Source organism: Sulfitobacter sp. UBA4523 (assembly GCF_002388305.1).
Classification (GTDB): domain Bacteria; phylum Pseudomonadota; class Alphaproteobacteria; order Rhodobacterales; family Rhodobacteraceae; genus Sulfitobacter; species Sulfitobacter pontiacus.
On the sequence record NZ_DGMH01000065.1, the window covers coordinates 143704 to 154039 of the forward strand.

12 protein-coding genes are annotated in these 10336 nt (G+C 58.1%); 9 read left to right on the forward strand and 3 right to left on the reverse strand.

Annotated elements, in window-relative coordinates; all coding sequences use genetic code 11:
• Window positions 1-352 precede the first annotated feature (352 nt).
• From B3849_RS15690 to B3849_RS15700, 3 genes are all read right to left on the reverse strand, one after another.
• Window positions 353-631, reverse strand: coding sequence for a hypothetical protein (locus B3849_RS15690; protein ID WP_278425591.1), 279 nt, complete (start codon window positions 629-631; stop codon window positions 353-355).
• Window positions 632-1367: 736 nt separating this feature from the next.
• Window positions 1368-1664 carry a helix-turn-helix domain-containing protein gene (locus tag B3849_RS15695; protein WP_074634633.1) on the reverse strand — a complete coding sequence of 99 codons (297 nt, stop codon included), beginning with the start codon at window positions 1662-1664 and terminating at the stop codon, window positions 1368-1370.
• 321 nt (window positions 1665-1985) lie between these two features.
• Complete coding sequence (locus B3849_RS15700; protein ID WP_132998324.1) at window positions 1986-2477, reverse strand: hypothetical protein; 492 nt, start codon at window positions 2475-2477, stop codon at window positions 1986-1988.
• Window positions 2478-3097: 620 nt separating this feature from the next.
• Between B3849_RS15700 and B3849_RS15705 the strand changes: the two genes are divergently transcribed.
• From B3849_RS15705 to B3849_RS15745, 9 genes are all read left to right on the forward strand, one after another.
• Complete coding sequence (locus B3849_RS15705) at window positions 3098-3955, forward strand: helix-turn-helix domain-containing protein (protein WP_278425593.1); 858 nt, start codon at window positions 3098-3100, stop codon at window positions 3953-3955.
• Window positions 3952-4239, forward strand: a complete 288-nt coding sequence (locus tag B3849_RS15710) for a hypothetical protein (RefSeq protein ID WP_286780419.1) — start codon at window positions 3952-3954, stop codon at window positions 4237-4239. The genes B3849_RS15705 and B3849_RS15710 overlap by 4 nt, the downstream gene beginning before the upstream one ends.
• Window positions 4232-4615, forward strand: a complete 384-nt coding sequence (locus B3849_RS15715; protein WP_278425594.1) for a DUF1064 domain-containing protein — start codon at window positions 4232-4234, stop codon at window positions 4613-4615. Before B3849_RS15710 ends, B3849_RS15715 begins: the two co-directional genes overlap by 8 nt.
• Window positions 4615-5004 (forward strand): hypothetical protein, encoded by a 390-nt coding sequence (locus B3849_RS15720; RefSeq protein WP_074634627.1) that lies wholly within the window; start codon window positions 4615-4617, stop codon window positions 5002-5004. The genes B3849_RS15715 and B3849_RS15720 overlap by 1 nt, the downstream gene beginning before the upstream one ends.
• A gap of 52 nt (window positions 5005-5056) precedes the next feature.
• Window positions 5057-6097 (forward strand): peptidoglycan recognition protein family protein, encoded by a 1041-nt coding sequence (locus tag B3849_RS15725; protein ID WP_051577573.1) that lies wholly within the window; start codon window positions 5057-5059, stop codon window positions 6095-6097.
• Between the two features lie 174 nt (window positions 6098-6271).
• Entirely contained in the window at window positions 6272-6490 is a 219-nt protein-coding gene (locus B3849_RS15730; RefSeq protein ID WP_037963739.1) for a hypothetical protein, read from the forward strand.
• Between the two features lie 119 nt (window positions 6491-6609).
• The gene (locus B3849_RS15735) at window positions 6610-7989 is read left to right on the forward strand and encodes a site-specific DNA-methyltransferase (RefSeq protein ID WP_278425595.1); all 1380 of its coding nucleotides are present in this window, start codon (window positions 6610-6612) and stop codon (window positions 7987-7989) included.
• 46 nt (window positions 7990-8035) lie between these two features.
• A complete protein-coding gene (locus tag B3849_RS15740; protein WP_051577574.1) occupies window positions 8036-8542 on the forward strand; it encodes a hypothetical protein in 507 nt (168 codons plus the stop codon).
• Window positions 8542-10336, forward strand: a 1795-nt coding sequence (locus B3849_RS15745; RefSeq protein WP_286780420.1) for a phage terminase large subunit family protein, incomplete at its 3' end; no start/stop codon positions are given. The genes B3849_RS15740 and B3849_RS15745, both read left to right, overlap by 1 nt.

Sequence of the window (10336 nt, forward strand, 5' to 3'; positions counted from 1 at the left end):
GAGGATATCTCGCCAACCGAATGGCTTGGTTGCCCCTAAGCTGCGCTGAGACCTTAGGTGCAACCAAGGTGCGGCATGGGCCACGCTAGTTGCAAGCCTGCCTATAAGTTTGGAAAAAACTGCGAATTTGTCAACTTTTTCGAACGTAAAGGCGGTAGCCTTGGGAAAAGAGCCAAGCCGGATTGAGTTGCGCAATCCGGATTGACCTAGTGCTTCACAGGGAAGGGGTGCCCCCGAGCGGGAGTTAATGCTCGAGGGCCGATGGGAAATTGCGACACTGTTGCGGAGTGCAATTCCACTGATGAGTGTGGCAGATCCTAATGGCATGTCAACATTCCTTGCAGCAGTGGCGTTATTCGCAGACGCCCTCGATATCCAGTTCCATGAGCCCATTTTCAGTGAGATGTGCTCTGCGATCGGGCTTCTCACCAGAGACCTGAAGCAAACCAGCCCGCACCAGCAGCTGCACTGTGCTGTCGGCGTGGCGCTTCTTGTAGGTTGGGTTCATAGCAGTCCAAACGATGTCCAGTGGGTTGCGCGAGGGCATTTCGATAAGCCCGCCGTGGTTCAGTGATCGGTGGGCATCTATCAGCGCCGCCAGTTGCTGCTCTGTCAGTTTCCGGGTGCTCATAGTGCCTTGCCCCTTTGCAGCTGCGCTAAGCGTGTCTGGTTCACCCTGTGGCCGCGAGCCGCCATCAGCGTCGACCATGCAAGGCGGCGCAGAAGGGGGCGGTCGTGGACTCCCTCAGGGTGAGCCGCGACCGACATCGCATCGGCTAGCTGGGCAGGCGGGGGAACCGCCAGAGGAAATTGGATTACCCGCGGGCAAGTCTGTTTGCATGACTTGTCCGCGGGCAGGATGCCGGCGCTACCAACACCGACATCCAATCCATCCCGCAAAAACAAAGGAAATACGGGATGAAACTCAGCTGTGAACTCAAGCTCGCTGGAGCGTGGAAAAAATTTAAGGAGGTTCGGCGAATGCTGACCATCATGTACGACAACCCCGGTCTCACCATCTTTTTGGCAGTATGCTTGATAGTCATGGGACTGTGCCTGCTGGCTGCTTACGCAATCTGCCGGCTTGGCTAGGCCTTGGGCTGATGGGGTGGGTCCGGTGTAGGTTCGCATGTCTTCCTCCAATATCACTGGAGGTTTGATAGTACGAAAAACTTGTACAGATCAAATCAATAATTCAAAAAAATCGTATTATTTGAAAATTCACCTATACACCGTGGCGCTTGGCGATGAGAATAAAACGTGAACATTTGGGGGAATCAGGTTGCTTGTGCGGGTAGTCGCTAGGGTTGGGTTGGCGTTGGGTATCAATCTAAACTGGATATTTGCGCCGATAACGTGGGCTATAGTTAGTCGAGCTCAGCCAAAATCGCTTCACGCACGTCGGCTGGAAGTCTCGCTGGATCACCGCCGAGAATGAAATTGTAGTCGACCATGAAGGCTTTGAGGTAAAAGGTCATGAGCTTCACAGAAGGAGATCCTGCTTTCTCCTGGGAGATGAATGTCGTGTATTTAATGCCAGCGCTGGCTGCCAGCTGCTTGCTGGTCATACCCGTCATCTTTCTAGTTGCGACCAGACGGTGATGGATCGCTTCAGGCGATGTATCGCCAGCGCGGGTGAGTTTTTCTTGTTCAATGTAATCCATAGGTCTGATTACGCCCTGATACGAAAAAATTGCACTTTCCATCGATTGAACGGTTGATTGTACGAAAAACTCGTACTACGCGTAGTGTATGGATACACCGACGCGAGCGTTCATTTTGGCCTTGGGTGGCTATCAAGCTGTTGCCCGATCTCTGCATAAGAGGTCGACTACGGTTCATACCGCCATGCAAAGAGGTACTTTTCCTGCCTCTTGGTATGACGCGCTTTGTCGAATGGCGATCGATGCGTCTTTGGAAGAACCGCCACGCTCGATGTTCTCCTTTCTGCAGATTGAGGAGGACGCGGCATGATCTGGTCACCTTCAGTTTACCACCCGGTTTATCGCAGAGGGGTGTTTGAGAGGCTCAATGGTGAAAACTGTCTCGCAGCCACTGCAGATCTTAGTGTTGTTCCCCTGCAGAAACGACTTTCTCTTGTTGGCCATGCAGTTCGGACAAATGAAATGCTCTGGTTCTCCCATGTCATGGCCTTCTTTCAGCCGATACATGAGGCTGCCGGCAGGAGTATTCCAAAGTTCATAGCGGTCGAAGTCAGACTGCTTTGTCTTCGATGCCGCAAGCGAAGCGGCAAGCACCGACAACCGTTGTATCAGCGTCGCGTTCGCGACCTGGATGCTGGCCACCTGTGCCAGCAATTCGCTAGCGGCGAGTTTGATTTCCGGAGCTGGGATCTCTGCCACCGTTTTCGACAGCTGTTTGATTTCGACGAGGGTTTCAGTTGCCCGCTTCGCAGACGTGCCAGTGTCTTCCGCGAGTTCAATCGCGTCTCTGATGGATTGGAATTCGATATCCACAGTCTTCCCCAAGTTGATTCGTTTCCGAATGTTACCTCCAAAGGGAGTTTCGCGACATGAATGCGTTGCCGGCGGGTTCCCCGATCGTGATTTATGTGAATGGCTCTCCATACGGTGACACTGTCACGGTAGAGGGTTCACAGACGAGCGGACCTTCCTCCGGTTCCCGAGCGGGGTACGATGCGTATCAAGTACACCGTGACTTCCCAGCGCGCTGGCAGGCATACATCGTCGCCAACTATCGAAACATCGGCCATGTCACGAATGTGTTCGGAGTGTCCGAAAGAACCGCCAGAAACTGGTGGAAAGGTCAATTTGGGGCCAATGGTGGCCACGTTGCCGTGGCAATGCGAGAGCACGGCCAGATTGCGTTTCAGATGCTATTTGCGGAGGCTAGCTGACATGGGCACTCCGCATATTTTTTTGCCCAGTATCGGACTTATCGCCGGACTTATGGCGGGACGGTTACTGCCCAACATGCTGCACTGCAGCAGATACGTGCGTGCCGCAGTAAATCAATTATCACTTTCAATTCAATGCATTCGGTCTGCTTGCCGGGTCGTTTGCATGGGTGCGCTGGGCGTTAGCCTGCCCTGGGCGCGCTGGTGTGAGGAAATGCTATGAGCCACGCTGCTACCCACTGGTTGGCAACGGTGCCGCCCAACGACATGACGCATGGCGAATTCAGGGTGCTGTTTCACCTGTGCGATTGCCACAATGCCAGCATGGGGTGTTTTCCGAAGCAGACCTATTTGCGCGACCACACAGGCCTTTCCAATGGTGGTTTGAACAAGGCGCTGGGCGAGCTCGAGCGTAAGGGGCTGATCTGTAGAAAGCAGGAACGTGATCCGCGCACAAACCGGCAAAAACCCACCCGATATGTGCTCGGCTTCGAGCTGTCAGATGACCCTGAGCCGACTCCACTCAGTGGAGCCGGAGCCGTCTCCACTTTTGAAGCAGTTCCGTCTCCACTTTTAGAGGGGTCCGTCTCCACTGGGGTGGAGTCGTATATAGAAGAACCAGTAAGAGAACCTGTAATGGAACCTTGCGCGTCGGAAGCCGACCCGCAAGCAAATGGAATTTCTTCGGATTTCTTGGAAGAGTTTTTCGAGGCGCACCCGCGTCCCGGTGACCCCGTCGAAACCGAGGCTGCGCTGAAGAAGGCGATTGCCGCCGGTGCCGATCCCGCTGCCATCCTCTCCGGTGCCAAAGCCTACGCCCTGGAGCAGAAGGGCAACGAGCTTCGCTACGTGTCGTATTCGCAGAATTGGCTTACCCGCCAGGGATGGGTTCAGTTCCTTGCCATGTCGGCAGCGAAAAACACGGCCAACGCCGATGCCGTCAAAAAGCGTTGGGCGCGCTGGATTCGGACGAAGGCTGAGAATGCTCGGCACTGCTCTGCCACTATGGCCCGCCAGCTCTGTGCTGAGGGATTGGTCACCTCCGAAGAATGCCACGCAGTGGGGATCGACGTATGAGCTCCATCCACAACGATCCGTCAAGCAATGGCACCACATTCGATGGCGTCACTGTGACCGCCGATTTGATCGCGGGGGATTGCGTCATCCACTCGCAGCGTCCTGGGCCGTGTAGGGGTATCCCATACCGGAAACGTTTTAATTCCATCGATGAGATTCAAGGAGCCTACCAGGTCCAGTTCGGGCTCGGAGTTACCGATCCTGTGGCGGCCAATGTTGCGCGGGCACTGAAATTCGCGGCGACCCAGTTGATGGCTCAGCGGAAGGGGGACAAGCGTGGTTGAACGTATGACTGCCGCCGATCTGCGAGCGACGCAATCCCAACCAAAGAACCAGAAGTACGGGGCCCAGCGCACCGTGGTGGATGGCGTAACCTTCGATTCCAAGAAAGAGGCCGCGCGCTGGGCACAGCTTTGCCTTCTCCAGCGCGCTAGGAAGATATCTGACCTAAAGCGCCAGGTGGTCGTTCCGCTCGTTGGACGAGACGGACCGTTGCTGTCTCGGAAAGGGCGGCAGATGCGGATCACGGTTGATTTTGGCTATGTCGATCTGAAGACCGGGCTGCAGGTCTACGAGGACGCAAAAGGCATGCCCACTCGTGACTACGAGGTCCGTCGGGCTGTCGCCGGTGCCCAAGGCATCGAGGTGGTGGAGGTCTGATGGGACGGGAGTTGGTCGCACGGCTGCCAGAGTCCGTGCAAGAAATTGCGGAAGTGATTGGGCGTGACAAGGCGCTCGAGTTCATTGGCAAGCTGCCGGTGTCCGGATCACGGTCTTGGCGCGTGTGTGTCTACATCCCTAAGCGCATTTCACTCGATCACAAGCTGGTCGAGCTGCTCGGATGGCAGGATGCCTGCAAGATGGTCTACGCCTTCTCAGGTATGATCCTGCAGCCTAGTAACTGCCGCTTTATCCACCGCAAGCATCGCGATCGCGAGATCATGCGGATGTTGAATGAAGGAATGGCAATCAACGAAATCGCAGATCGCGTCGAGCTTTCAACCTATCGGGTTCGAGAGATCGTAGCGCTGCAGGAAGGGTCAGCATGATGCGACCTGCTATCCAACCCAATGAAAGGGACGTACCGTGAGTGGCGGACGAATGAAGCGCGTCATCGCGCACTGGACTGCCGGGGCAGGGCGCGCCTCTGCTGAAGACAAGGCGCACTACCACAGGCTGGTGGAGTACGATGGCACAGTCGTTGCTGGGGCAGAGGCTGTCGAGGACAACATCGTCACGTCTGATGGCGACTATGCGGCCCATACTCTGCGGCTGAACACAGGATCGATTGGCGTTGCTATGTGCGGCATGCGTGGCGCTGTGGAGCATCCCTTTGATGCCGGACCCTCGCCGCTCAATGAGGCGCAGTTCAACGCCTTTTGCAAACTGGTCGCTGATCTTTGCGTCGAGTACGGCATCCCCGTCACACCCCAGACGGTCCTCACGCATGCAGAGGTCCAGACAACGCTTGGGGTGCAGCAGCGGGGTAAATGGGACGTTGCGCGGCTGCCCTGGCGGGATGATCTCCGCGGGGCTCGATCAGTCGGTGACTTCATGCGCCAGCGTATCACCTTGATGCTGGGGGGCGTCGAAGTGCTGCAGTCCAACCGGCCGATCCTGCGGTTCGGCGACAAGGGCGTGGATGTGGGCGTTTGGCAGGTGGAGCTTTCCGATCGTGGCTATCACCTGGGTCGCGCGGATAAGGATTTCGGCCGGCTCACCCGTGCTGCAACCCTCGCTTTCCAAGCAGATAACGATCTGCCTTCCGATGGTGTCGTAAACGCTGATGACTGGCTGCAAATGGCAAAGGCGACATCACGGCCTGAGCGTTTCGTCACGCAGGAAGAGATCGATCGTGAAAGTGGCACTGCGCAGGATGCCCAGATGACGGCCCGCGTCGGTGATCTGGTCGGAATTGGCGGTATTGCTGGCATCGCGACCCAAGCAAAGCAGGCAGGTGAGGCGGCGCAAGCCGCATCTGGCGTGATGGGGCAGGTGAGCGCAATGATTACTGATCACTGGCCTGCGCTGCTGCTGTGCGGGCTATGCGTGACGGCATGGTTTGCGTTGCGCGCGCTTGGGTATTCTACCCGTCGTCGCCGGCTGTTGGATGCGCGTGAAAACCGGAGCCTGGCGCGATGATCGGTTTGCTTGCACATCGGTTTATGCGCTCGGCATGGGGACGCTACCTCATGCTCGGGCTTGCCATCTTGGCTGGGCTGAAAGGCTGGGGCGAGCTCAGAGAGCGCGAGGGCAGAGTTGACGCTAAAGAGCGTCAATCGCTGGAAAACATCAAAACTATGAGGAGGATGCAGGATGCAGGCGCTGCCGTTGCTACTGATCGCCGGTCTGTCGTTACACGCTTGCGGAAGGGAAACTTCTAGCGTGCTGCCGATCGTGAAGGACTACCCGAACGCGGTCCAAGCGCAGGCCGCTGATGAGCTTGAGGCGCTGCCCGAGGGTTCGGTGCTGCCAGTGCTGATCGGCGACTATGCCGTGCTGCGTGAGCAGCTGCGCGCAGGCAGGGCGCAGTGAAATCGTCATATAAAAAAGGGTCCTTCCTCGGCCGGGAGGGCCAGTGGGTGCGCATGGTCGCAAAAAACAATTTGTGGGAGCGCCATTTTTTCCATTTCGTTTCGTTTTAGGAGCAGCGCTTGTCTGATCTGATTTCTTACACCGACGTCGAGATGTTGCCGCCTGGTGACCTGACGCCCTACGACCGAAACTCGCGGACCCACAGCTCTGGGCAGGTCAGCCAGATCGCGGCATCGATCCGCGAGTTCGGGTTCACCAACCCGGTGTTGGTCGGTGAGGACAGTACCATCATCGCCGGCCACGGCCGTGTGCTTGCAGCCTTAGAAATAGGGATGTCGCAGGTTCCGTGCCTCAGAATTACCGGCCTTTCAGACGAGCAGAGGCGCGCCTATATCATCGCCGACAACAAGCTGGCGCTGAACGCCGGATGGGATGATGAGCTGCTGAAGCTAGAGCTCGGTGAGCTGCGCGATCTGGGATTTGATCTCGGAGTTGTGGGCTTTGATCAATCCGAATTAGACGAGCTTTTTGTCGATCTTGACGGCCTGGAAGAGGAAGGAAAAACCGAAGACGACGAGGTGCCGCCGATCGGGGGGGACTTCGTTTCTCGGCGTGGCGATGTGTGGGTCTGCGGTGATCACCGCATCATGTGTGGGGACTCCACGGTCATGTCCGATATCGAGCGGCTGATCGGTGATGAGCTGGTCGATATGTGCTGGACCGATCCCCCCTACAACGTGAATTACGAGGGCACGGCCGGCAAGATTGAGAACGACAACATGGCCGCGGATGCGTTCCTTGCCTTTCTGACCGATGCTTTTGTTTCTGTGTTCTCGGCCGTCAAGCCAGGCGGGGCGCTCTATGTCGCCCATGCTGACACCGAGGGGCTGCCGTTTCGCACAGCCTTCAGCTCCGCGGGCTTCAAACTGTCTGGCTGCCTGGTCTGGGTGAAGCCGAGCCTTGTCCTGGGCCGGTCGGATTATCAGTGGCGGCACGAGCCGATCCTTTACGGCTGGAAGCCTGGCGCACCGCACCTGTGGTTTGGCGGGCGTAAGCAGACAACCGTCATCGATGCGGAGGATCTGCCGTTCGTCGTCAAAGAGGACGGGTCGCTGTTGATCGACACGGGATCCGGCCATCTGCGCGTTTCAGGTTCTGACCTTCAGGTCGAGGAGCTGGTGTCGTCGGTGCTGCGCCACGAAAAGCCGAGCCGCAACACCGAGCACCCGACCATGAAGCCGGTCGGGTTGGTGATGCAGTACCTGAAGAACAGTAGCCGGCGCGGTGATCTGGTCCTGGATCCTTTCGGCGGTTCGGGGAGCACGATGATTGCGGCGCAGAAGATCGGCCGTGTCGCGCGGCTGATGGAGCTGGATCCACGGTTCGCGGACGTGATCGTGAAACGCTGGCAGGATTTCACCGGGGGGCAGGCTGTCTTGGAGGGCACGTCCGATCGCTTTGACGATCTGCGCGGCAAACGAGGGGAGGCTGGCAAGTGACAAGGCGCGTAGGTTGGCTGCCCGCACTGGATTGCTCGGATGTTGAATGAGCAGCTCGGGCAACCCAACATATCCGGTCAGTGTGATAGCGAAGCTGCTGAAGCTGACCGAGCGCCGGGTCCAGCAGCTGTCGAAGGAGGGCGTGATCCCGAAGGCCGAACACGGCCGCTATGAGCTTGCGGCCGCGGTGCAAGGCTATGTCGGTTACCTGCAGGAACGGATCGCGCCGCGTGGTGCCGACGGTGATCCGGAAAAGGCCGACTACCATACCGAAAAGGCGCGGCTGACCAAGTCGCAGGCCGACATGGCGGAAATGGAAGCGGCGAAGATGCGCGGTGCCCTGGTGGATGCCGAGCAGATGAAGGAGGCCCTGGATCTGGTGGTCGCCGAGGTCCGCGCCAATCTACTGAACAACGCACCCACTCGCATCGCGGCGCGCGCGAAGTCGGAAAAGAAAGAGGCTTCGATCAAGCTCATCGCAAAGGAAGAGATCGGTGCGGCTCTGCGCAAGCTGTCGACCACTGATCCGACTTCGCTGGTGGGAGCTGACTGATGTCCTGGCCATTTGGTAGCGCCGCATTGATGGTGGCCACCTCGTTTCTTGCAGGCTTGGCACCGCCCCCTGATTTGAAGCCGTCCGAGTGGGCGGAGCAGTCAGTTCAAATCCCCGTCGGCAACGCGATCCCCGGTCTGATCAGTTTCGACAACGCGCCGTATCAGCGTGAGCCGTTGGACATGACGGCCGACCCATCGTGTCACCGGATCACGCTCAAATGGGGCGCGCAGGTTGGCAAGACGCAGCTGGCTCTCTGTGCTCAGGGTTTCAAGATCGTGCATGACCCGGTGTCGCAGCTGATGATGCAGCCGTCTGAAGGCGACTTGCAGACATGGCTGACGACGAAGTTTAACCCGTTGGTCGAAGCCAACCCCGACCTTGAGACGCGGATCGCTACGCCTCGGGCGCGCAAGGGGGTGAATAACACGCGGATGAAGTCCTATCCGGGCGGCTTCATCATGTTCGCCTGGTCCGGATCGCCCAAGACGCAGCGCGGCCGGTCTGCACCGTTCATCGTCTGCGATGAAACCGACGGCTACGATCGCACGGCCGAGGGCCATCCCGTCGGTCTGCTGTGGGAGCGTGCCAACACCTTTGATGATCAGCGCAAGCTGGTAGAGATTTCGACGCCAACAATCCGCGGGATTTCGTGGATCGATCACGCCTACGAGCAGGGGGATCAGCGTCAGTTCCATGTGGCCTGTCCGCATTGCGATACTGTCCAGACGATCGAGTGGTCAAACGTCAAATGGGACAAGAACGCCGAGGGCGAGCACATGCCCGAGAGCGCCTACTATGAGTGCCGGGCGAATGGCTGCGTTTGGTCGGACACCGATCGTTACTTTGCCATCCGAAACGCTGAGCGGCTGGGGCATGGGTGGAAGGCAAAGAAGCCGTTCCGGGGGCATGCGTCCTATCATCTCAATGGGCTCTATTCCTGCTTTGTGAAGCTGAAGATGATCGTGCAGTCGTTCCTGGACAAGAAAGCGGCCGGGGATCTGCAGACCTTCGTCAACGTCACGCTTGCGGAAGCCTGGGAGGAAGAGGCCGAGACGCTCGAGGTCGAGCAGCTGATCGCGCGGGCCGAGCCGTTCCCATCGAAGGTTCCGATGGAAGTCGGCGTCCAGACCTGCGGTGTCGACATGCAGGAGGATCGCCTCGAGCTCGAGCGCGTCGGCTGGGGGTTGGGCGAGGAAAGTTGGAGCCTCGATCATCAAGTCTTCTGGGGAGACCCGCTTAAGCCTGAAGTCTGGAACCAGCTTTTTGACTATCTCGACCAAACTTTCGAGCACGAATCCGGGGCGCAGATGCGGATTGCCTCTGCGTGTGTCGACACCGGTGGTTCTGGTGGCCTGACCCAAGCGGCTTATGAGCAGCTGCGCGGGAAGCAGCGGCGCAACATCTTTGCCATTAAGGGGGGCAAGGGGTGGGACAATCCGATCGCGTCTGCGCCGAAGAAGTCCAAGTCGGGTAAGCGCGCGCGGCCGGTGACCTTGTTCTCGATCGGGGTCAATGACGCCAAGCTGATTGTGATGCGTCGGGCGAAGCAGGACACGCCCGGCCAGGGCTATTGCCACTGGCCTGTCGATCGGGATCCGGAGTGGTTTCACCAGCTGACGGCCGAGCGGTTGGTGACCCGGTTCGTGCGGGGCTTCCCAATCCGCGAGTGGAAGAAAACCCGCGACCGAAACGAGGCGCTCGATTGTCGGGTCTATGCCTATGCCGCGCTGAAGATCTTGAACCCGAATATTTTGGTGCGGCTGCGCCGGCTCAAACCCGACGACGATCATG

Coding starts and splice junctions, on each gene's coding strand:
- B3849_RS15690 (WP_278425591.1), bottom strand. CDS start 631: ATGAGCACCCGGAAACTGACAGAGCAGCAACTGGCGGCGCTGATAGAT.
- B3849_RS15695 (WP_074634633.1), bottom strand. CDS start 1,664: ATGGATTACATTGAACAAGAAAAACTCACCCGCGCTGGCGATACATCG.
- B3849_RS15705 (WP_278425593.1), top strand. CDS start 3,098: ATGAGCCACGCTGCTACCCACTGGTTGGCAACGGTGCCGCCCAACGAC.
- B3849_RS15710 (WP_286780419.1), top strand. CDS start 3,952: ATGAGCTCCATCCACAACGATCCGTCAAGCAATGGCACCACATTCGAT.
- B3849_RS15720 (WP_074634627.1), top strand. CDS start 4,615: ATGGGACGGGAGTTGGTCGCACGGCTGCCAGAGTCCGTGCAAGAAATT.
- B3849_RS15725 (WP_051577573.1), top strand. CDS start 5,057: ATGAAGCGCGTCATCGCGCACTGGACTGCCGGGGCAGGGCGCGCCTCT.
- B3849_RS15730 (WP_037963739.1), top strand. CDS start 6,272: ATGCAGGCGCTGCCGTTGCTACTGATCGCCGGTCTGTCGTTACACGCT.
- B3849_RS15740 (WP_051577574.1), top strand. CDS start 8,036: ATGAGCAGCTCGGGCAACCCAACATATCCGGTCAGTGTGATAGCGAAG.